Genomic DNA, 24,189 nt, shown 5'->3' on the forward strand with positions numbered 1-24,189 from the left:
AACGCCCCAAAACCAATCGCAGACGCCATGGGGCTTAACGGCAACACAGACCGCAATGCTTCATTCGGAGCGTGTCTGTCCTGCTAAAAACATGCACAAACAGTTTCGCAACAAAGAGTTGCGTTACGGCAACTGACACATCTCATGCAGACAACCGAGTCGCCGACAACCGCTTGGCTGTCGCATACGAGGACACCAGAACCCCGGCAAATAACGTGAAAAACGCCGCTATTTGACGGCGTGACCGCAAGTTGCAGATTGCCAGAAAAATAAATCAACAGAGACAAATCCCCCAATGACAAACGTCGCTCACACAAAGTCAAAACATGACAAATCGGCAGCGGAGTGGTCTTCAGTCATTTGAACGGGTTATTTCGAAACAGACACTAGCCTGTGGCATTGCACTGCGGTATTTTCAGTACAACAACAGTTAGCGCCATCGGCCCTGAACAACAATCGCTTGCGTCGTTTTCAATGCAAAGCGAACTAAAAAGGCAAGGTCGATATCGCGGTTTGTGAACGACGAAAACATCTCCTTTGGGGTCCCGCTGTGAAACAGGTTAACGGTTCATTTGTCGGTCGTGTTTGCCTGGTCGTGCTGGCAGGCTTGCTCGGCGGCCCGATAGTTTGTGAGTCGATGTTTTGTGAGTCGAGATTGAATGCGGCTCCCCAGATTCAATCGGATACGCCGTACGACAATGAACTGAGCGAGGAAGAAGCTCGGCAAATCAAGACAGCGGAGAGGTTCTTCAGTATTTTGGAGAAAAACCCTCGTCGCGGCACTGCACTGGACCGCGTGTATGGACACCACGTCGAGTTCGGATCGCTCGACGAATTCCTGGATTCACTACGAGAACGCTCGCAGCAGTCAGCCGATGACGGCGCCGCGTGGATGTTGCTCGGCTTGTTTGAAGCTCAGCGGGGCAACGACGCAGCAGCCGCGCAGGCGTTTGTCCAAGCAGAGCGACTTCGGCCAACCGACGCGATGGCCAGCTACTATCTCGGCCAATCGCAATTGCGAATTGGCCAATCCGAAGAAGCGATCGCATCGTTTGAACGAGGCATCGAGCGAAATCCGCCGCGGGCGGACGTACTGGAGATCTACCAACAACTCGGCCGCGTGCATCAACGGGCCCAGCGAACGGATGAAGCGTTAAATGTTTGGCAACGATTGGAAGCGTTGTTTCCCGACGACCCTCGGGTGCTTGAACAAATTGCAGTCACATTGGCCGAAGAGGGTCAGCCGGAACTTGCATTACCGCGGTATGAAAAATTGGCAACCCTTGTGCGTGACGACTATCGCCGCGTCATGTTTCAGGTGGCTGCCGCTGAACTGAGAATCAAAGCCGGTCAGCGAGATGTCGGGATCGCAAGTTTTGAATCGGTGCTAGGGAATCTGAACCCAGAAAGCTGGCTGTATCGCGACGTCAGACGCCGAATCGATGATGTGTTCCTGAGATCGGGCGACCAGGATGGGCTGGTAAAGTATTACCAAGCTTGGCTCGAAGGTCATCCCGAAGATGTCGAGGGGATGTCTCGGCTAGCTCGCTTTTTAGCATCATCGGCCCGAGTCCCCGAAGCGTCACAGTGGATGGAAAAGGCCTTAAAACTCGCTCCCTCGCGAACCGACCTTCGCAAGACTTTTATTGATCAACTCGTCAATGATCAACGTTATCCGGAAGCAATCCAACAATATGAACAATTGGTGTCCGTCGTTCCGGGGAATGCAGACTTCCTGCGAGATTGGGGCAAACTCGTCTTGCGAAACAAAGAGCAACCCGAAGAGCAAAGACGCAAAGAGGCTGCTCGCATTTGGAACCAAATTCTGCAAACGCGTCCGGACGACGCGCTGACCGTGTCACAGGTCGCTGACCTGTATCGCCAAAACAATATGTTCGATCAGGCCGAGCAGTTATATCGCAAGGCGGTGGAACTTGCTCCGGCGGATCCTCAATACCGCGAGTACTTGGGTGAATTCCTGCATGTTCAAAAACGGCCCGACGAAGCGATCGTCGTCTGGTCCGGAATCGCAGCAGGGGATCGCCGCAACGCGATCAACATGACCCGTTTAGCTGAAGTCTACAACAGCTTCGGTTTTCCCGAAAAAGCGGTCATCGAAATCGCAGAGGCCGTAACGCAGGCTGCCAAGGACTTTAGCTTGCAACTGCGTGCCGCTGACTACCACAGCCGTGCTGGCAAATTTGATGAAGCACTGGCGTATGTAGAAAATGCCGAGCAACTTGTAAGTAGCGATGACGAACGAGACGCGGTCATCCAACAGCGGATTGATATCCTGCAAACAAGTCAGCGACTTGACGACGAAGCTGAACGCTTGGCCGAGCAAATCCGCGCGGACGAGAACGCGACATCGGCCCAGTGGTACCTATTGGCAAGGTACCTTGAATCAAATCGACGATGGTCCGATGCATCCGCTGCGATTGACAACGCGATTCGACTGGATCCAAAGTCGATCGCGGCATTCACCGTCGCGGCTCGAATCGCCGAGGCTTCGGGCGACTATGGCCGCGCCGCCGAAACCAGCCGCAAATTGGCTAAGATCGATCGGCGTTCCCGTGGCGATCACCTGATGAACGTTTCACGCTTAGAAACACAACTCGGTCGCGCCGACGAGGCACTCAAAGCGGCCGAAGAACTGATCCTATCCGCCCCAGGCAATACCGATAACTACGAATTCTATGCGCAGACTTGTTTTCGACTCGGGAAACCGGAGGACGGTTTAGAGGCACTGCGGAAAGCGGTGCGTATCAATCCGAATGAGCCGCATTTGATCACGGCATTGGCATCGGCGCTGGCGGATCAGTTGCGTACCGATGAAGCGATCGAAGTCTACTGGCGCGCATTCGAAAAGACGGACGAGGTCGAAGACAAAGTCGGTCTGACGATGAAGCTCGCTCCCCTGTACGAACGCCTCAATCAGTTCGACAAACTCATTGAGCGGTTCGAACGTGATCGTCGGTCGGAGGACAAACGACGAGAGCTGACCATTTGTCTGGCCCAGGCCTGGCACACGACTGGCGACTTCGGCGCCGCGCGGCAAGAACTTGAAAGTCTACTGAGTGAGGATACCCGCGACACGAACTTGTTGAACCAATTGGCGAAACTGTGCCAGGACGGCGCTGATCTGGACGCTGCGATTGGTTACCAGCGGCAACTGGTCGCGATCGCGCCCGGGCACGAAACGGAATTCCCGTTGGCCGGCATGCTAATGTCCAGTGGCCAAACCGACGAGGCAAGGGAAATCTTCGTTAAATTGACCCAGCGTGAAGAAGATCCCGTACGACAAATGAAATCGCTGGATTCGTTGCTGACGCAGGGCAATTACGAATCGGTGATCAACGTCATCGAACCGCTGCTTGCCCAGAAACGTGACGATTGGGAATTGTTGTATCGTGAAGCCGTTGCCTGGGCTTCGCTCGAGAAATTCGACGAAGCCAAGCTGCGGTTAGAGCGACTGTTATCGCTGACGTTGCCCTACGATTCGCTGGGCCGTTCCGCGGAAGCCAAGTTGAAACAGGCTCGAGCTAAAGCAAAATCTGACAATCTACGTGGCGTTGCCACCGTCTCGCCGCAGCGACAGTCACCGTTGGCAATGCGTAGCATGTCAAACCAAGTACAGCGTTCGTGCGGTTTGATTGCCGACAATTACTACTACGCTCAGAGATCAACGCCTCCGGTGTGGAGCCCCGACGCCTACGGCGTTGCTCGCATGGCCGCGTATGGATGGCTATTGAAATTCGAAGATGACGCAAATTTCGCTGCGACCGTAAATAGCGACGATCACACAACTAACCAACACTCAGGTTCCACTGCGTCATTGGCGGCGACAGTGCACGAACGCGCCCAAGCAGATGATGCATCACGCGAGGCCATCTACGATTCGCTCTACGTTGCACAATTGAAGAATGATTACCCTACGATATTCAAAATCGCCCGCCGACTAGCGAAGGATGGCGGCGCCGAGGAACAGCGATTCTTTCTCTCCTCGCTCAACACGCGGCAGGTCGATCCAGCCCAATCCGGGCGATCTTCGTCTCAAGCCGCAACGGCCAACAAGAAACCACTTAGCGAAGACGATCTGGAACTCGCAAGAACGTGCTACGAAGCGCTCACTCGCGAGGACAACCAAGTCGATCTCGCGGCGATCTATGGTGGGAACGTCGCCTATGGAGCAAATGGGCAAGTCTATGTGATGATTGGCGGCGGCTACACAATGCTGCCCGGTGTATTCCGCGGTGAAGGAGGTTTCTTGACCCAATTGGCCGACGAACTTCGCTTGGCGGGCAAAACGGATGAAGCGAACCAACTGCTGATCGAACATTTGCAAAAGGCGGGATCGGCAACGCAGCTCGCCGAAGCAATGTCGTTACTACTGAAGGAAGATCGACTGAATGAACTTGAGCAGTACCTTGGCCGCTGGAAGGAGGCGGCACTGAAGCAAATCGCCGAAGCTCCGGTGAAGCCGCCGACTCGAGGTTCATCTCGTCAAGCCAAGAACCAGGTCTCGGCTTCGGTTCTTCCGTCTGCCTTGAATTCGCTCCAACAATGGATGGGTAGATTGGGACCGGAAGAAGAGAACGCGCAAGTACTGGCGGTGATCGAAACCGCATTGGATGTGGCAGTTGCCGAAGCCAAACATCGTCGGCTTGTCGAGGCGGCACAAACGCGAAAATCGACTTCGAAAACATCTAGCCTGCAACCGGTTCGAATGACGATTTACTTCGGCAAAGAAGCGACCCAATCGACGATCAGCTTCCCGCCAGCAAGCACCTACATCGATCAATCCGCGATCACATTGTTAAAACAAGCCCATGAGGTCTTGCAACGAAATGACGTGGCTAGCGATCTCGTTGACGCGCTGAGGAAACGGTTGTCGACCTCATCCAAATCTGCGATGGGCGAGTCGCAGGAAAACACGAACGGCAATGACCAAGCCGATCGAGATGACGAAACGCTCTACAACCAACTCTATTTGGCGTCCGTGCTGTGGTGGATGGAAGAGCAGGACGAAGCGGTTGAATTGATGGCAAGCGTGGTGAATCAACTTCCAGATGACTTGGACATACGCTTCAACATGGCGCAAATGTACGAGTCGCGTGGCGATTTCGAAGACGCGATGACGCTGATCGAATCGATCACGCCGCGAGACCAACAAGTGTTACAGCGGCGTGAGCTCATGGCACTGCACCTCGCAGAACGTCTTGGCGACATCGATCGCGCCCGCAGTGCCGCCGAACGGCTATTCGGTCTGCGGCTCAGTTCTCAAATTCAATTGACGCTCGTCGATCGAATGCGACGACTCGGATTAAATGAGTTGGCGGACGCCGTATTGGCTCGAGTAGAAAGAACGTCCAGCAACCAAACCTCCTCGCTGGCGTCGTTGATGATGCTGTACCAAGGGCAGGGCAAGATGGACCAAGCCAACCAGCTGGCGCATATGCTGCTGCGCCGCACGACGTCACCTTTGTCGGTCAATTCGCGATCGTCTCGCAACCCGCTGCGATATCGCACCAGCGATAGCAGTCAGCGGACTCAAGCGTTGCAGTTGCTGCAACGTAGCGGCGAATTGAAGTCATTGATCGAGCGACTGCAAGTCCAGTACGAACGGTCTCCCGATTCAGTCCGTTTGCTCGAACAGCTGATTGAGTTTTACGGTGTGGCCGGTCAAAAGGCCGAGGCGGTGACGTTGCTGCAACAGGGGATTGAGCACAACCCCGACTCTGCAACCTTGCGATTGCAACTTGCCAAACACTACGAACAAACGGGCAAGATGAGCGAAGCTTGCGATCAGTATCTCGAGCTGTTGAAACTGCAACCCGACTGGGTGACTTCGGAGCTCTATCAAGTGGAGCGAGTGTTCACGCAAGCGAAACGCAAGCTCGATCTTGTCAAGGCGATCACCAAGATCAATTTCAAGTCGATTTCACAGCCGTATTATCTCGCCAATATCGCCTCGAACTTGCTACAAGATGACGAGAATGCCGATGTGGCGATTGCGCTGCTGGAACGGGCATTCGACGCCTTTCCACAGTATCGCCAGAACTTGGTGAGAAACGTACGCAACGAAGCGATTTGGAAGAACGAACGCTTTTACCGGTTTGCCAAACGACTTGTTTTGCCAAGCGAACTCGATGTGATGTCCAATCCGTGGGTGGGGCTGAGCGAAATCAACTCCTATTCCAGTAACGGTGAAGTCAACGTGTTCTTTCACAAAATGATTGCAGGACTGAAATCCTCGGATCGGTTGGCGGATCTAGAGAAATCCATCGACGAATTGGCGAAACAACAGCCGCAGTGGATGAGCGGCCGAGCGATGTTGGCATTGATCGAACTTTCCACCGACCGAAAAAAGGCCGCGCGTGCTCGACTGCAAGCGTTGATCAGCGATGAAGCCGCAATGGAGTCGATCACCACAGAAGCCTGCTGGATCATCGGACAGGAACTTAACCGATTCGAAGAGACTCAGCCGACTGCGATGATGCTGTTCGAGAAAGCCGTTGCGTCACCGTCGCAGAACTCGATGAACCAAATTCAGTATTCACCCGTGGTGAAGCTCGTTGACAGCTATGCCAAAGCAGGCCGTAGAGACGAGGCTCGAGAATTGCTGATACAGCAGATGAAGGGTTCGGGATTGCAAAACTATGATCCAGGCTATGCTGCTTACCAACGGCTTGAGAATGAGAAGTGGGTTGCCGGCAAAATGCTAGAGATGAAGTTTCCGGTCGACGCAATACGAATTTACCGCAAATTGCTTGATCACCCCGAGGCACTTGCATCGGCAAAACAATACAGCGGCCGCACCGCCGAGTACCATGTCGAAATGCTCGAAAAGGGCATGAGCAAAGCGGTCGCATCGATGGACGGCTCCAATGCAAACGAATTGGTTTCACAGTTATTAGTGGATCCCGAATCGAGTGATTCCAGTCACTCCGCAATTGATTTGATGCTGTCGATTCCCGACGCCAAGGACTTGGCGAACCAGCGGATGAAGAGTTCGCTTGTCGAACTGTTGACCACGCTGTCAAAAGAGTCGCAAGTTTCCAGTGTGATTACCGATCGGCTGGATCAGCTAGCGGAACAATATCCGCTGGATCTTTCCATCGCTGTCGCTTCAGCCGCGTGGAAGTTGAGCAGCGAAGACGACGAAGCGGTTCAGGCGGTACGTCAATTGACGCAGATGGCATCGAAAAATCCTCTGGAACAAATCGCCGAAGGACGTCGACCCAATTCGCGGCAGCGGCGCGAAGCAGCGATGATGATTCCTGTGTGGATCGTCGCCCGCGATTGCATCAAACACGACGAACTGCAGGACCTTGGACATCAGCTCGCGGAGGTTGCACTGAAGGCGGCACGACGTCAGATCGGCATCAAAGAACAGTCGGCGATTCTATACGAATGGGGAAGGGTGCTAGTCGAACAGGGCAACAAGGCACAAGCCGAAGCACGATGGGCGGAACTGCTGGAGATTGCAACACAGCGGCCCACTCGTTCAAAAGATCCAAAGGCGAGTTTTCGACGGCAAAATGGCGTCATGTCGATGCTCGCGTCGATATCGATCTTCCACCGGATCGGTTTCATCGCGATGCAACTCCCCCCCGGACTGCCCACGCAAAGCCTAGCCGGTGATGCCAATCCCGCGGCTCGATCCTCACGCCCCAAACCGCAGAACAGCGCTAAATTGATTTCGCCGCTAACGCTGTCTCAATTCCGCACGGCAGTCACGATCGCCAAATCGGCCGCGGAAAATGACATGCCTGAACTTTCTCGTAGAGCGGTTTCAGAATCGCTGAAAGGAGGTTTCCCCGTTGCCGATCCCGTTGCAGAGAGCCCCGACAACTCGAGAGGATCCTTTATAGTACACTCCTCGTCCTCCGAGCCGAACGATGCCGACCCGATCGAAACCGAAGTGATCACGTCGTTAAAAGAAATCGTCTCGGTCTGGAACGGCAATGACTATCCCGTCGAAGACACCTACGACGTGTTGAAGGCGCTCGTAATGCCTGCGAATCGTCCCTCTGAAATCTTGATGTATGTCACCGTTACCGATCTGATGGACGTGAAGATTGACAGTTTGGCGTTTCAACTTGTGATGGCAGCCAAAGGTTCCGATCGACTGCCGGAACTTCTCGAGGCGGTGAACCAACGAACACGCGAAACGGCGTCAACCATTCCCTCGATCGCCATGAAAACGTTGATTGCCGCAGCGCAAAACGATCGCGTTGATGATTCGATCCAGCTCTTGAATGACTTGACAGCAAAGGTTAGCACCGGCGCCGCGTCCGCCGACAAGCACGTCGCATTACTCGCGGCACTCAAGGCATTTGAAAACGAAAAATTAAAAGCAGCCGCGTTTCCCATCATTCACCAAACGCTGCAGCAATCCATCCAGCAAGCTACGGCAAATTCAAGTGGTCAATTCGACGGTGAAGGGAAACTCCCTAGATTGGTCAACACCTACCTTGCATCCACCGGAGACGAGCAATCGGTCAAAGACTATTTCGAAAGCCTGCTGATGGGACGCCAGGCTTACTACAGCCGTTTCAGTGGCGACCATGGTCTTTACCAACAGATGCGTGACCTCGGCACCATCACTAGCCAAGCCGCCGAACTGGGAATGCCACAGCTAACGCTCGACCTATTGGGGCGTCTGGTTGATTTCGAATTACCAAACTATTCTCGGCCAAGATTACCAACTCCCTTAGCAATCGTTAGCCAGCACTTAAAATCAGGCTCGGCGGATCAGAGATACAGCGCGTGGCACGAATGGACAATGCCAACCGCAGGACGCGAGGCAATCCGATTTACCGCCGAGCTCATCCACCACGCGGAAGTCCCAAAGGTCTTCCTCGAACAAACCGAACGCAAAACCCCCGCCAACTCGTCCGTCTTGTTAAGCAATTTCACGGAACTGGTTAACGCAGCCCGCGACGCTGGCACTCTCGACCAACTGCGATCCGAGGTCGATGTATTAGCGGAAAAGAAATCGGAGCACGCGGAATTCCTTCAGACGCTCACGATGATCGCTCAGAACGATGTCGAGCTCGGCAATAAGAACGTCGAAAAACTACTGTCGTCAATGAAGGAGCGTCTGAAGTCCGGCACTTCCAGAGTACGCCCAAACGCTGCCGCTGAATACCTTGTCTATCAGGCCTGCTTAGCATCCGAATCGTTCGCCCCCTTGTTTGAGAACCGCTTGCCGGCGTTTCGCAAGCAGTTGTTGGATGCTTCACAGACTGCCTACGCGAGGTTGGCAAACGTCGATTGGTCCAATCGCGTGACTGCGGCGACAAAGCAATCGGATCTGCCGCTCGATCGCCCGTTTGAACATTGGTTGGTGACGTCATCCGAAGACGCCGGCACCAACGAAAAAGCTTGGTGGGCTGGCTACGAAGGCCAAATCACTAATCTCAGCGGCCGCAGCCATGACCTGCTGTACTTCAACTATCCGTTGGCCGGAGACTTTACCGTGTCAATGGATTGCATTGGAGATCCCTCGGCCGAAGGTGGGGTGGGCTACGGAGGCATTGTCGTGTCGTCGAATCGCAGCAACACCGCCATCCGATCCGTAAGCGGTCATGATTCGATTACGCATTCGGGTGGAAGGAAACGAGCGTCTGCTGGCGTCAATCGAGTGACCGTGCAAGTCAAGGACGGGCAAGCGAAGTATTTCATGAACAAATACCTCGTTTATGAGGAAGCCGTCGGGACAACAAGTCCTTGGCTGACGCTGGCATCGGAAGGAACGCGAGTTGTTTCCTTTCACAACATCCGCATTGAGGGATCTCCGGTCATTCCCCGTCAAGTCGATTTGTTCAGCGCCGATCGAATGGACGGATGGGATTGCACGAAGTTTAGTGAATCACAGCCTCGCAAGCGTTTGATGGCTGAGAATCCTACACCTGAGAATAGCGCGTTGGCCTATTATCAGCAGCAAGAGCCGTCCACCTTCGATTGGAATGTCCAAGACGGCGTCTTAGAGGGTCACGCAAGCGAAGCAAGCGGTGATCCGGCTGAACAAAGCTGGATCTATTACCATCGTCCGCTACAGAACGGCGATTCGGTTCAGTACGAGTTCTTCTATACCCCGGAAAAATCAGTGGCTCATCCCACGATCGGTCGCATCGCATTGATGCTGCAACCGGATGGCGTCGAGACCCACTGGATCGCCACGCCCAAGTGGGACGACGATTACAATGGCGTCGAATTAGACAACTCCCTCGTCGAAGCATCCTGCCGGCGTGGCACTGCCCCATTGCCATTGAAGGTTGGTGATTGGAATCAGGTTGAGTTGACGCTGCGAGACGGCGCCGCCGTTGTCAGTGTCAATGGCAGTGTTGTTTTTGAGCGACCGCTCGATGCCGAACTTAGCACTCGCTTCGGTATCTATCGCTCGAAGCACCAATCGAGCAAGGTCCGAAATGCGGTACTTACCGGCGATTGGCCAACCGAACTGAGTGATCAAGTACACCAGCACCTGACTGCACTCGCCAATCCCCCCACGGACGAACAAGTGCGAGTCGTCGCAACCATCGTCGACGACGCCACGGTTGAGCCATTAACTGCGGAAATCGTCCGCACAACTCGCGACATGCCGTCGGACCAAGCGTTTGGCGTTTTACGAGACTGGGTGCTGCCGTCGGCGAGCCATTCCAATCTTCGATTGTACTACGCGATCGACAATCCAATGGCCGATTCGGCTGCGGTCGTCAACCAAGCACAAAAAGCGAATGCTTCCGTGCCCACGACGCGATTTGATACGGTGCTCTGTCCCGCGATTGAGTTGGTTCGTCTGGCCAAGGCAACCGGTAAACTTGACGACCTGAGGACAATCATCGAACAACTTCACGACGACAGCGATCTGCAATCTCGCAATCGCCAAGCGATCGAGGCTCTGATCGCAATCGAATCGGGTGACAAAGATGCAACCAAGGCTGCCGTGACAGAAGTTTGGAAAACGCTGATCGCTGGCATTCCGCAATCGTTGTCGGCGGCCGACCGTGCCGCAGAATTTGTCGTCGCATGGCGTGCGGCGCAGGATGAAAGCACCCGCACAACGGCATCGGACATCGTCCGTGAGCTGCGAAAGATCGAACGCGACGAGAAGCGACGCTCTAACGACCAAATTTTCTCTAGACACGTCCATGCGTTATTTGGCGACATTGAGAACGCAGAGCGGCTCACTCCGTCACGCGTGACTCAATCCATCGCCCGCCCGTTGTCTCAGTGGACGCAGGTGCCGTATTTCAAGCCGGACCTGAAGTCACAAGGCTGTCGCCCCTCGACATGGATCGCGGCAAAAGGATCCTTGCAACACATTCCTGGAGCGGCATGGAGCCAATTGTATTTTCAGTCGCCGCTGCGAGGTCAATTCGAAATCGTGGCTGAACACTCCACCTATGGACATCGGGAAGTCTCCATCGCTTATGGAATGCACGCGGCCCAACCTCTTCACGATTTATCGAAGACTCAAGTCACGACGGTCATGCATGACTCAAAGAGGGTAGGTGAAAAAATTACGTTACCTGCCTGGGATCCTACCGCCGAAACTCGCATCAAGGTTGACGGCAACAAGGTAACGACTTGGACCAACGGCGTGCAAATTCACGAACAGACATTTGACCATCCGCCGGCACCTTGGTTAGTCCTTCAATCATCCCATCCATCCAACTACTCGACGGTCAACAACCTGCGAATCATCGGCACACCCGAGATACCATCCGAAATCAATTTGATTGACATGGAGCGTTGGGCGGCTTGGCGGGCCGATGTTTACGGCGAGTTTTTCTCGACGATCGGCGATGGCAAGGCGCCATGGAAAAGAGTGGGCGATGAATTGACGGGGCAACTGCGTGAAAATACGTCCGTCGAACATCTCGAGAGCTTGTTGTTGTACCAGCGTCCGATGCTCGAAGACGGCGTCATCGAGTTCGAAACCTGGTACGAGAAGGACAAGTTTGAAGTTCACCCAGCGCTCGGTCCCAACGCGTACCTCATCAGCCCCAGCGGTATTCGGCTTCATCGTTTGACCAACGCGCAATACGAAGCTTCAGATCTGAATCCTGGAAATGAATCCCCCCTGCCAGCATCGGCAACAGAAGTTCCGCTCAAGGAGAAAGCATGGAACAAAATTCGAATGACGCTGAAGGGCGACGCGTTGACGATTTCGGTCAATGACGTGGACGTCGCTAAGGTCGCAGTCGAAGTGGTCATCAATGAACGTCAATTTGCGCTGTTTCGCTACTCGAATAAAACGGAGTGTCGCGTCCGCAATCTGGTTCACCGAGGCGAATGGCCAAAGACGCTCCCCACCGTCAACGAACAAGAGTTGGCCTATCCAGCCGAAGGCCCATTCGCGCTAAATGCCCCTTCGTCCACATTGGATGTGTCACTAGATCAACCGCTCGAAAAACTCAAATCAATAGGGATTAATGTCTTAGGCTCGGCAAACCAATTCGCCGTTGGTGACGACGGGCTTCGAATCACACAGCAAGATTCCGACGGCTATCCAACTTGGCCCGGTATCGCAAGATGGAAGAAAGTCCATGGAGATATGGAAGTGACCGTCGATTATCGCGACGTCGAAATATCACCGAACCAAGACGGTTGGGGAATCAACACGGGGTTGTCTTTGTCGATGGACGATCCTGAAAAGACGCGAGTGGATTGCCAACTGTCGCTGAACAAGGACGCTCAACTTGTCTACAGAGCTCAAATCGCGCGCTACATGGCTGATGGAAAGAACCATACCTACGATTCGGTTACGATCAGCAATGCGTCCAAATCAGGACGTTTGAGGATGGTTCGCGAGGGCGGCCAGATCCATTGTTTGGTCGCACCGGCTGAAGCGGCCCCGTTTCGTTTGTTAGCCAGCTTCGCCGTGGGTGACACAGCGATCTCGGGCACTTTTTTCCAGAGCAAATGTTCCGACAGCGTCGGTCGGTCCGAAATCACGCTCGAAAAGCTAACCATCCACGAGAAGTCGCCCGTTGAAGATGTCAAATAGCTGCACGATTGGCGACAAATTGCAACGATCAATTTCCTGAAAATCTCTAGTTGACCGAGCGTCGGCTCGATATGCTAAGACTTGCGTCGGAATACGTTTCCTCGTTCTACAAAGGACTTATCCGTGACTCGATTACAGCAGCAGATCGCAGCCGTTCAAAATCGCCAACAGCGGCAATGGATGGGGAAGTGTGTGATGACGGGGATGCTCATCAGCGGTGGGATGGCGTGCCTAGTGGGTCTCGCTCGGCTATTGACTCAGGGTGCATTCGGCTGGGGATGGATCGCAGTCCTCAGCATTTCTGGCCCGTTGATCGGGTTCGCCTACTCGTACCTTACAGCTCGTTCGCTGCGTAGCGCGGCCACCGCGATCGACAAAGCGTGCAACTTAAAAGACCGTACGGAAACGGCACTGCAGTTTCATCACACAGCTGCGGCAACGGAGCCCACTGCGCTGCAACGCTTACAGCTCGCCGACGCCGAAGCACATGCCGAATCGGTACAGCCCGATCGTGTCGTCCCGCCGCAACGCCTACGCGCATGGCCTATCGCTTTGTCGCTCACTGCTGCTGCGGTCGTACTCGCGTTCATTTCAGGGCCTCCCGCTGATCTCACTGCGGCCGAAGTTCGCAACGACGTGGTCGATCGACAAGCATTGCGAGTGGAGGATGGGCTCGAAGAACTGAAGTCGCTTCAAGAAGAACGCCAGGACCCTGAACTGGATGAACTACTGAAGGACCTTCAGCTGATGGTCGAGCAACTGAAAGAACCGGGAATGGATCCCAAAGAGGCACTGGCCAAGCTGTCGGAAATGGAAGCCTCGCTGCAGGAGATGCAACAAAAGCTGGATGATCCGCACGCTGCGGAGGAACTTCAACAAGTCGGTGATGCACTTTCGTTGTCCGACGCGATGGCGATGGCGGGACAAGCACTGTCCAAGGGCGAAATGGAGAAAGCCGCCGATGAACTCGAGAAACTCGAAATGCCCGAACTCGATCGCAAAACCGAAAAAGCCATCACCGAGCAACTGAACAAACTGAACCAAGACGCTGGCGATGGTAATCAAAAGAAATCGATCCAAGAAGCCGCAACTCAAATCAGCCAGGGGCTCAGCCAAGGTAACCGCGGCAAGTTCAGTGACGGCATGAAAGGCCTCGCCAGCGAAGCACGAAAGCAAGGACAAAAAAAGAAACTGTCGGACTTGTTGCGAAAACAGTGTCAATGTCTGGGTGAATGCAAATCGGAATGCGAGAGCGAATGCCGCAGCCAAGCGATGAGCAACAAGAAGGGGGGCAACAAGGCGGGTTCAGCGGCTAGCGGAAATGACCCTGGGGACAAAACCGCCAAGCTAAAAACACAACCTCAAATGAATCTTAAAGGACAAGAATCGTCTCAGGGGGATGTGGACGTCGAAACCGAGGCAAGTGATCAACAGCAACAGGCCGCTGTGCGAGCCTATCGCGAAAAGGCCGACGAATATGAAGCACTCAGTGAATCGGTCTTGGAGTCTGAATCGATCCCGCTCGGCCATCGCCAAACCATCCGCAAGTACTTTGAAATGATTCGGCCCAACGGAAGCGAGACGGATGCTGTCAACGAGCAGACTCGGGGCGCAGATCAGTGACGACCGAGTCGCTAGAATCACGCGAATCCCAACCGCGTTGGCTCGTCTCGCTTTTCTGCTAGTATCGCAGTGGTGAGCCGTAGCCCGTAAGGCCAATGCCATCGACTTTAGTAGCGGTGCGGCGAGTGGGCCACGGCCGCTGATGCGTCGCGGCTCTATCGATCAACAAGCCGGATCGCTGTCCCGCTACACTGCAAGTGGCCTCTAGTGCGACTTGCGGCTTTCCTTGATCTCGTCACGCAGTCGCCCCATCTCATGGCGAATTTCGTCAAGCTGCTTCATGATCTCGTGGATTGGATCTCGTTCGTGATGGCGTTGCTGGTCGTGCAACTGCCGCTCCGTGGTCTCAGCCCTCTTAGCGACACGCTCGGCTACGTCATGCAGACCAGCATGCCGCAAGTGCTCGACTGCGATCCGCATGTGTTCTAAGCGACGAGTCATCTCAGCGTGTGGTCCAAGTTGTTCACGTTCGGAGCCATCCGACAACTCGTGCAGCTCTCGCTGGATTCTCTCTGCTTGATGCCGAACTTCGACGAGTCGTTCTTCATTCCCGCCATCGTCTTCAAGTTCCCTCTGTTCTCTGCGTAGCATCTGCAGCCGCTCTTTCATTTCCACGATCTCAGCATCACGGTGATTCGGCGGTCGGTGTTCGCGATGCTTGATTTTTTCGAGCATTGCTGCCGCTTTGCGTTCCAGGTTTTCAGCCTCCTTTTGGTGTCCACGTTCAGCGAGTTCCGCGGCCTCCCGCTGCATGGCTCGGGCATTTTCACGAAGCTCATCACCTTCAGAGGCCACGACAAATGCAGCGAGTACCAGCGATGCGAATAGCGTTAAAGCGATCTTAGACTGCGACATCGGATTTCCCTGTAAATTTAGGTCAGCAAATGCATTTTGAACCAGATTCATCGTCAAGCGGTTGCCACAGAGGTTTGGACTAGCCTTGATTTTAGAAAAGCGAACGAAACGCTCGCTGGGTTTGCCTGCGAGCTCTCTCTCAAGTCGTCATCGATCGATACGACCAAGTCACGGATCCAATCTAGAAGCAGGATCACCTTTCATGTGGCTGCTGCGATTCTACACGATGTGACATTGCCGGTTCGACAAAAACCAATTCGACAAAGGCGTTGCTTGAAACCGTCGATCCGATCCCATCGCCCTTACTTAGCGGTCCGCCGCGAATCCGATTACGCCAAGTCCAAACGTCTCAACGGCTTGTTGATTTCATCCAAATGGAAATCGCGACGGTGAGCCGTGGGCCGTAAGGTAATGGGTAGCGAGTGGGCCCCGGCCGCTTACGCGTCGCGGCTCAATCAATCAACAAGTCGTCGACGACATCCGCCACAGCAAACCAGCACGAATTCGACAACCGAAAATGCTTCACAGCGTTGCGGAAAAAGGACTTGATGGTCACTTCAAGAGTAAAGTGAACGGGCGGAAGATTCTGCTGTCGGCAACTCTCATTGGAAAGTCCCGGCAGCGGCCGCAGAAGAAAAAACAGGGTGAGTGAGGGGATTCGAACCCCCGACATTTGGAACCACAATCCAACGCTCTAACCAACTGAGCTACACCCACCGTCTGTCGATGCACGGGAATTTACTTTCCCGCCGCTTTACCGTCAACGGCTGATATTAAAGGGAATCGTGTTTCCTGAAAATGGTTCGCTTCAAAAACCAAAAACAACCAAGTTATGCGGATTAGGTGAACTTTCTGGCAGTGCGAATCAAACTGGCGATTGGCGGAAAACCAAATAATTCGCCATCAACAATGGGATCCAAAGCGGCAGAGCAAAAAATTCACGACTCCCGTCGCTCAAACCAATCACAACTCGACGCGTTAGTTTTGAAGTTGCGTGTTTAGACGTTCTTCGGGCCAAAGGACCGGCCATTTACTAGCCGCCCTCATTGAGTCCCAGCAAACGGCCGGGCCGTTGGCCCTACAATCCATCGATTTTTTTGCCCCAGCCCGTTGGGCTGGGCTTCAAAACTTACGCGTCGGGTTGAGAAAAACACGATCATCAAAACGAACGCGTCGGTCTAGGTTTCCTTCAAACACGGCAAGCGAGCCTCTTCTCATCTGACGCCACCTCATCACCGTACGCCCCGAAATTGGCTTGCTGAGCTGTGATTTTGCCGGGTGGAACAGAAACGCGGGGCGTGCAAGGGCTGCCATTCTGGAATTGGCACTTTGCTGGAGCAACGCCACTTTGCAGATAAGTTGTTTACCCCCAACGACTTGCGACGAAAATAGAGCGATCGGCACGCGGGTTGCTCTCAAAGCGATCCAAGTCGTGGCTCCCTGCCATTTGTGCATCGATTCGTTTTGACGCATGGCAAGGGTGTGCCTCAATAACAACTCAAATTTCTGTCCTGATAGACGAAAGGTGTCACGGAGATGGCGACTGCCACCAAGAAGAACTCGAAGATTCGCTTGCAACCCCTCGGCGAACGTATCGTGATCCAACGTGAAGAGAGCGAGCAGATGACGGCTGGCGGCATCGTGCTGCCTGATTCGGCTCAAGAAAAACCAGCTCGCGGCACCGTCGTGGCGGTCGGCAACGGCAAATTGCTCGACGATGGAACCCGTGCTGCATGCCAACTCAAGCCCAACGAAAAGGTTCTGTTCAGCAGCTACGCTGGCGAGAACATCGAAGTCGATGGCGTCGAATACCTGCTGATGCGTGAAGACGACGTCTTGGCTGTCATCGAGTAATTCTCCGGTCAAACACAGTACCGGCAAAACAAAACAATCCCTCGAAAAACTGGAACAACCTCTCCCATGCCAAAGATTATTGCCTACGACCAGGAAGCTCGCGAAGCGATCCGCCGCGGTGTTTCCAAATTGGCTCGCACCGTCAAGGTCACTCTCGGTCCTAAGGGCCGCAACGTTATCTTGCAAAAGAGCTTCGGAAGCCCGACGGTCACCAAAGACGGTGTCACCGTTGCCAAGGAAATCGAACTCGAAGACGTCTATGAAAACATGGGCGCTCAAATGGTTCGCGAAGTCGCAAGCCGCACCAGCGACGTCGCGGGCGACGGAACCACGACCGCAACCGTGATGGCCGAAGCGATCTTCAACGAAGGCCTCAAGGCTGTCGTGGCGGGCGTGAACCCCGTGCAGTTGAAGTCGGGTATCGAGCGAGCGGTTTCGGATTTGACCGAAAAACTGCACTCGATGGCGACCAAGGTCAAAGACAAAGAAGCAATGGCAAACGTTGCCACGATCGCCAGCAACAACGACCGAGAAATCGGAAACTTGCTTGCCGACGCGATGAGCAAGGTGGGCAAGGACGGCGTGATCACCGTCGACGAAGGCAAGAGCCTTCACACCGAGCAAGAGTGGGTCGAAGGGATGCAGTTTGATCGCGGCTACCTGTCGCCTTACTTCGTCACCGATTCGTCCACGATGGAAGCGGTTCTCGAAGACGCCTACATCTTGGTTTTCGAAAAGAAGATCAGCAACATCAAGGACATGGTTCCGATGTTGGAAAAGGTGGTTCAACAAGGCAAGCCTTTGTTGATCATCGCCGAAGACGTCGACGGCGAAGCATTGGCCACTTTGGTCATCAACCGTCTGCGTGGCACGTTCGCAGTCGCCGCCGTGAAGGCTCCTGGCTACGGCGATCGTCGCAAGGCAATGATGGAAGACATCGCGATCCTGACCGGTGGTCAAGCGATCTTCGAAGCGTTGGGTGTCAAGCTCGAAAGCGTTGACCTGCCACAACTTGGCCGCGCCAAGAAGGTCATCATCGACAAGGACAACACCACGATCATCGAAGGTGCTGGCAAGAGCTCGGACATCAAGGCGCGTATCGACCAGATCCGCCGCGAAATCGAACTGAGCACCAGCGACTACGACAAAGAAAAGCTCGAAGAGCGTTTGGCCAAATTGGCTGGCGGTGTTGCAAAGGTCAACGTCGGTGCAGCGACCGAAAGCGAAATGAAAGAGAAGAAGGCTCGCGTCGAAGACGCCCTTCACGCTACCCGTGCTGCGGTTGAAGAAGGCATTCTGCCGGGCGGTGGCGTGGCTCTGCTGCGTGCATCGAGCAAGGTCAAACCTGGCGACGATCTGAACGAAGATCAAATCGTCGGTTACAACATCGTGCTTCGCGCTTGCCGCGCTCCAATCACGATGATCTCGGAAAACGCCGGCCAAGACGGCGGGATCGTTTGCGAGAAGGTTGTCGGCATGAAGAACAACGAAGGCTACAACGCCCTCACCGACACCTACGAAGACCTCGTCAAAGCGGGCGTCATCGACCCCACCAAGGTAACCCGAACTGCACTTGGCAACGCTGCGAGTGTTGCAACGTTGCTTTTGACAAGCGACGCGTTGGTAGCCGAGAAGCCGACTGCGAAGAAGGCAGGCGGTCACGGCGGCGATCACGACATGTACTAGTGTCACCCGATCGCAAGATCAACGCTTCATCATAGAGCGACCGGCGGAGCAATCCGCCGGTCGTTTTTTTATGCGCGGCCCAAAAGGGGGGACGCCATTAGGACCGCAGCGGTTGCGGATTCGCTGCCCTTACCCCACGGCTAAATAAATTTCTCTTGATCTGGCCGGCTAACTATACTAGATGTTGAAACAGGTCGCGAAAGCCTCGCGTCCCCTTCCGATGCTCTAAATATCGCGGAGGCTAAGATGAAGCCAGATCCGAACGAGAATCCGACCCCGGAACACTCGACTATCGAGCGTTTCTTTGCGGGTTTAAGCGAGTGCATCTTTTTGTCGAAGTTAGGCGTCGCCGACGTCCAGCTGGTCGACTATCTCAGCGAGTTGCTGCTGCGATTCGTCCGCGTCGAGTCGTTACACCGAGTGCGACGGCCCAACGGAAAACCGGTGACCGAAGTGTTCCAGATGGTCGTCGAAGCGGATCGTCGCGTCGGAATTGCTCGCCGCGAGGTGCATCGTCATATCGGGGACTTCACGTTGTTCTGGTCCGGAATGTACCCAGAAAGCCTGCGAAGGATTCAACCTGAAACATCCCCCGATGGCTTCGTCGACTATTGCCGTCAAGGCAAGCGCGCCTACGCAATCGCAGCAGAGATTGAAGGGGGCGAAGACCGTCCGTCCTGCGATTTGCTGTACCGATTGAGCGAGCAATTTGAGCTTTGTGCCTACGGACTTCGCGAAGTCCGCCGCGAAATCGAAGAAGGCGACCAGGGCGGGAACCTGCTGATCACCTAATGCGGATCAGCAAATCAACACGCCCGTATTGCCGTTTTTGCGGGCCCGCGAGATTTTAGCGGACCACGGGCAAACGCTTCGGAGCGTTAGTCGCTGGTTCGGGTTGGGCCGCCACTTCCGCATCCGTTTCAACGAAATGATTGACATAGACGTTGGTGGGTAGCGGATCTGAAATCGCAATCCGTGATTTCTTCGGCATCGACACGGGGGCTGGCTTCGTCGCGGCCGTCGCAGTCGATGGTTTTGCTACTGTCGACGAAGGCGATGGTTTTGCCGGCGTTTTTGCTGACGTTTCGGCCGGCACGGTTGGTAACGACCTTTCCGCAGGCACCGACATCTCGCTGGACCTTGGCTTGACCTTGCCTTGGGCAATCCGCACCGGATGACGAACTTCGGCAACGGGTTCGGAATTGATTTGAGGTGCTGCCAGCACCGAGACAGCCACCTTCTTCTCGGGTTCAACCACCGACGTCGCGAGTGATTCGACAGTCGAGACGAATTCTGGATTCGCATGCGACGGGTTCATCACCGCATCCGCAGGGAATTCGGCGAGCGGCGAATCGGTAACGGCGTCCGATTCCGTGGACTCAATCGAGTCACCCGAGTCGTTGTGATATGCCGGAAACGGGTAGGCGGGGCCAACATTCACGTCACAAGTGGTGTCACAAGCAGGCTGTGGGGCCAATTGACGGAAAATGGGAGTACGAAAGTGGGGACGAGGCAATGAAACATTGAACAATGGCTTGCTGTATCGAGCGGTCCCGGTGGCCTTCAGCGCAAGCCCGGTTTCGTTGACGTTGCCCTGCAATTTCAGCTTGCACGTCGGCGATTTGCAACGCAAATCGTTACAGGGAACGCTGCGACAAGCGGGTAGCGTCCCTGCTTTTAGCGCCACCCCGGTCTCGTTCACATTGCCCAAGATGCCGTGAGGCAAGAATCCAGCCGGCTTTGGCAAAGCGCAACCGGAATCGCACTGGACGATGTCGCTAGAACGGTTGGTTCCGCACGCATCGCAATTGCCGTGTCCGCAGTTTCCTTCGCAATAGGGTCGTGGCGGCATGTCGGCGCACATCGAAGCGTCCGAGCACTTGCAGGCGTGATAGCCATCGCCCCACCCTGCGCCGACGATGCGACCAAGTTGCTGCAGCGAGCTGTGTTTATGTGAGCCCTGTTTCATCGAACCGGGCACCTCTGCCGACACACTACCACCGCCAAGCAGGACGGCGGAAACCCAGATCGCGACAAGGGTCGATTTCGGCTGACTTCGCCAGCGTCCAAGATGGTTAGGCCCTACGGAATTCACCGGTCGAAATTCGAAAACAAATTTGCTCATCGGACGGACGCTCGGTTCGGAGTGGTTGGCGGCAAAAAGATCAGCGAGTTCAGAGCTTCTCGCTCCATCGATCCCTTAGGCGTAGATTCGGTACTCTTGCCCGCCCCATGCCAAACCGGGATGGCGACATGCATCCAATTGGGGTCGGCATGACGGGTAGGAGAGCCGAAGCTACGTTCGGATTCATTGCGAGATTGCGGACGATTGCTGCTACTGGGGTAATCGGTTCATTCGTCACCAGCGTTTGACCGTGCATCTCGGTGCGGTTGCGATTCCCCCACTTCTGGCGTCGGTCCTAACGATCAGGATGACCTTGCCGGATATACCCGGCACCAAAAGGGGTTTGCCTGGGTGAAAAGTGGTAATCGTCCAGAGCAGCAACATTTGCATGCTAGATTGAAAAGGTTCCAAAAACAGTTGGGGGGAGTGTTTCGTCCTATCGAGGGAACCTTAGCGAGGATTCCGATAGCGAATTCCTATAGATTCCATCCGTGTTCCTACATAGCGACAAACATTATGTCCAAGCGAACCCGCTTCCTTGTGGATCCCAAAGTCCAATGGTCGATCGCCGCCCGTGTAGCGGCTCACTGGGCGATTTTTCTGATGTGCCTGGTCTCGATCAACGTCTGCGTCCGCGTTTTCGCGAACGTGATTAACCAACCGTTCTGGGATGCGGTGCAATCGGCGATCATTGCCCAAGCACCGATTGTCGTCGTCATGTTTGTGCTTTTACCCGTATTTTTGCGGGACACGCTGGTCATGAGCAATCGATTTGCTGGACCGATGTATCGGCTGCGAACCGCGATGTCCGCAATGGCACGCGGCGAGTCGATCAAGGCGATCAAGTTCCGTACGGGTGATTTTTGGTTATCCGCTGCGGACGATTTCAACCTCGTTTTGGTGCAACTGAACTCGCTCAAAGACGAGAACGAGCAGTTAAGAAACGAGATCGACGCGCTGCGAAACGAACGCGTCGGCGTTTAACCGCCGTACATTTGTTCCGCACCGACTTGGCCATCGTCGAGCTTCCGGCCGCGGTGCGGGGCCTTTTCAGGCCGGCAAACGCGAAAACCGCCGAAGCTGCAAATCTAAAGAATTCTTTTCTCGCAGGCGGACTCTGTCTTCGCGGGACGAGCAAATCACGTCATAATGGGCCCTGGGTGGAGAGCTTTTCTTCACCATCGATCAGCCTCGGATAATGGATTTGCGATAGATGGTTTTTCAGCAACGAGTCGGGATTGCGATCCTTGCAACTCTCGTCAGCTTGACGCATACACTAGGGGATGCCAACCAAACGGTGGTGGCTCAAGATGTGGCCGTGGCGGACGACATTTCGGCCCCGCAGGTCAAAGGCGGCAGCGGCGGAAAATCCGATGCGGGGGAAAGCGAAACCACGGTCGGAGCGGGCCAAGCGGAATTTGACGATGCCGTGATCAAACGGATCGATGCCGATACCCCCGAAGAACTCGCTGCGGTCACGACCTTGCTCGAATCGGCCTTGGCGAAGGGCCTGAACGAAGAAAATAAATCGTTTGCCGAAAAAATGCTGGCCAGTGTCCTGGTTCAGCGGAGCCAGCACTTGGTGGCGCTGATGCAGCGGGTTCGCGGTCGCCGCATGCTGCAGATTCGCGACGAAGCGCTCGAGTTTCTTCGCAAGGCAACCAAAAGCGACGAATCGATTGTCGAAGCGTATTTGATGATCGCTCAATTGAACATGTTGCCCGAAGGCAACCGCGACGAGATGACCGAAGCGACAAGCAAGGCCATCGAACTGCTTCAGGACGAACCGGTTCAGCAGAGCCGAGCCTATGTCTTGCGTGCGGTTGCCCAAGAAGACGACGAAAAGAAAATGGCCGATTTAAATTCGGCCATCGAAGCCGATTCCACCAACATCGAAGCATTGCAGGCCCGTGCCGGTTTGCGAATGCAAAACGATGACGTCGATGGTGCGATGGCGGATCTCGAGAAAATCTTGGCCGTCGATCCTGGAAATCAGGTGGTCGCGCAAGCCGCGGTGCAACAATTGCTCGATGCCGAGCGAGTGGATGATGCGGTCGATTTGATCACCAAAACCTTGGAAGCCAAACCAAGCGAAGGGATGTACCGCATGCGAGCGATTCTGTACCGCATGCAAGGCAAAGAAGACGAGGCGTTTGCCGATTTGAACAAAGCGCTCGCGATGCAGCCGAAAGATCCCATCTCGTTACTGCAGCGTGCCGAGATCGCACTTTCACGCGGCGACATTCGCGCTGCCAAACGAGACCTGAAATCGGCCATGGGAATCGCACCACAAATCGCTGATGCAGAACAAACCATCGTCGTGCGTGTTTTGATTGCGGTCGAGGAAGGCCGAATGGCCGATGCGATCAGCGATATGAAAACGCTGGTCGACCGCGATCCCACCAGCATTGTGCGTCAATTGCAACTTGCCAATCTGTACTTACAAGACGACCGGCCTCGCCAAGCGATCGAAACGCTTTCGGCCGTCTTGGACCGCGACCCCAAGAACGCAGCCGTCCTGCGATCCCGCGCCGATGCACTGCTCAGCGTTGGCGAACATGCTGACGCTGTCGCGGATTACGAGCGAGCGGTGAAAGTAGCCGAAGAGGACAGCTTGGAACTGCCGGGCATCCTCAATAACTTGGCATGGGTTCTGGCCACCTCGCCCAACGATGAATTGCGAGACGGCGAGCGAGCCATCAAATATGGCACACGAGCCGCGGAATTGACCGAGTTCAAAGAAGCTCATATCCTCAGCACGCTTGCGGCCGGCTACGCCGAAAACGGCGACTTCGAAAAAGCGATCGAGTGGAGCAGCAAGGCGGTCGAGCTTGGCAAGGAAGAGGAGAACGAGCAGCTTGAACAGCTCAAAGAGGAACTCGAAAGCTATCGCAACAACAAGCCTTGGCGTGAAAAGCAAGAGGTCGAAGAGAACAAGGTGCCCATCCTGTCGCCCGAAGACTTGATTGATACCTGATTCGCAAAGCGTGACGGCCGGCGACTCGGCCCGACTGCAGTTTGTCAC

The 24,189-nt window shown here is 54.7% G+C and carries 9 protein-coding genes and 1 tRNA gene; 7 read left to right on the plus strand and 3 right to left on the minus strand.

Annotation, left to right across the window (positions count from 1 at the left end; genetic code table 11):
- Positions 1-655 precede the first annotated feature (655 nt).
- Both ABEA92_RS04910 and ABEA92_RS04915 read left to right on the plus strand, forming a co-directional pair.
- Positions 656-13,021, plus strand: a complete 12,366-nt coding sequence (locus ABEA92_RS04910; RefSeq protein ID WP_345682688.1) for a DUF1583 domain-containing protein — start codon at positions 656-658, stop codon at positions 13,019-13,021.
- 123 nt (positions 13,022-13,144) lie between these two features.
- Positions 13,145-14,644, plus strand: coding sequence for a hypothetical protein (locus ABEA92_RS04915; protein WP_345682689.1), 1,500 nt, complete (start codon positions 13,145-13,147; stop codon positions 14,642-14,644).
- A 204-nt stretch (positions 14,645-14,848) separates the two neighbouring features.
- Here ABEA92_RS04915 and ABEA92_RS04920 read toward each other — a convergent pair whose 3' ends face one another.
- Complete coding sequence (locus ABEA92_RS04920; protein WP_345682690.1) at positions 14,849-15,499, minus strand: FUSC family protein; 651 nt, start codon at positions 15,497-15,499, stop codon at positions 14,849-14,851.
- A gap of 643 nt (positions 15,500-16,142) precedes the next feature.
- Positions 16,143-16,216: transfer RNA gene (locus tag ABEA92_RS04925), tRNA-His, on the minus strand.
- 819 nt (positions 16,217-17,035) lie between these two features.
- Here ABEA92_RS04925 and ABEA92_RS04930 point away from each other — a divergent pair.
- The 3 genes from ABEA92_RS04930 (at position 17,036) to ABEA92_RS04940 (ending at position 19,831) form a co-directional block, all read left to right on the plus strand.
- On the plus strand, positions 17,036-17,353 hold the full coding sequence (locus tag ABEA92_RS04930; protein WP_008699031.1) for a co-chaperone GroES: 318 nt from the start codon (positions 17,036-17,038) through the stop codon (positions 17,351-17,353).
- 66 nt (positions 17,354-17,419) lie between these two features.
- The gene (gene groL, locus ABEA92_RS04935) at positions 17,420-19,039 is read left to right on the plus strand and encodes a chaperonin GroEL (RefSeq protein ID WP_345682691.1); all 1,620 of its coding nucleotides are present in this window, start codon (positions 17,420-17,422) and stop codon (positions 19,037-19,039) included.
- Between the two features lie 246 nt (positions 19,040-19,285).
- Entirely contained in the window at positions 19,286-19,831 is a 546-nt protein-coding gene (locus ABEA92_RS04940; protein WP_345682692.1) for a hypothetical protein, read from the plus strand.
- Positions 19,832-19,886: 55 nt separating this feature from the next.
- Here the strand turns inward: ABEA92_RS04940 and ABEA92_RS04945 are convergent, their stop codons facing one another.
- Complete coding sequence (locus ABEA92_RS04945; protein WP_345682693.1) at positions 19,887-21,164, minus strand: hypothetical protein; 1,278 nt, start codon at positions 21,162-21,164, stop codon at positions 19,887-19,889.
- A gap of 516 nt (positions 21,165-21,680) precedes the next feature.
- Here ABEA92_RS04945 and ABEA92_RS04950 point away from each other — a divergent pair.
- Both ABEA92_RS04950 and ABEA92_RS04955 read left to right on the plus strand, forming a co-directional pair.
- Positions 21,681-22,148, plus strand: coding sequence for a hypothetical protein (locus ABEA92_RS04950; RefSeq protein ID WP_345682694.1), 468 nt, complete (start codon positions 21,681-21,683; stop codon positions 22,146-22,148).
- A 229-nt stretch (positions 22,149-22,377) separates the two neighbouring features.
- A complete protein-coding gene (locus ABEA92_RS04955) occupies positions 22,378-24,141 on the plus strand; it encodes a tetratricopeptide repeat protein (protein WP_345682695.1) in 1,764 nt (587 codons plus the stop codon).
- Positions 24,142-24,189: the final 48 nt, after the last annotated feature.

This window comes from Novipirellula caenicola (genome assembly GCF_039545035.1).
Lineage (GTDB): Bacteria > Planctomycetota > Planctomycetia > Pirellulales > Pirellulaceae > Novipirellula > Novipirellula caenicola.